This is a genomic window from Psychrobacter sp. TB20-MNA-CIBAN-0197 (assembly GCF_040309765.1).
GTDB classification, from domain to species: Bacteria; Pseudomonadota; Gammaproteobacteria; order Pseudomonadales; family Moraxellaceae; genus Psychrobacter; species Psychrobacter submarinus.
Map to the genome: position 1 here is coordinate 1 of NZ_JBEOPC010001175.1, position 246 is coordinate 246.

Here is a 246-nt window from a genome sequence, read left to right on the forward strand (position 1 = left end):
TTCTTGGCCAAGCTTTAAGTCTTCAATATCTGCTTTAAGTACTTTATTACGTTTAATGAGCTTTTCGTTAGTTACTTGATGCGACGCTACAGCACCTTTTAGCCGTGTGTAGTCTTGTAAACCATTATGACCAAACCATAATCTGTATTGCACAAACAGTGCTAAGCACAGTAAGCCAACTTGAAAAATACGCATTTAACACTCCTTATTTTAAATTCCAAATACCTTAGCTTTAATACGCTAAGG

The 246-nt window shown here is 35.8% G+C and carries 1 protein-coding gene; it reads right to left on the reverse strand.

Going from position 1 to position 246, the window contains the following annotated elements:
- Window positions 1-195, reverse strand: a 195-nt coding sequence (locus AAEY83_RS17645; RefSeq protein ID WP_351061276.1) for a septum formation initiator family protein, incomplete at its 3' end; no start/stop codon positions are given.
- Between the last annotated feature and the right edge of the window lie 51 nt (window positions 196-246).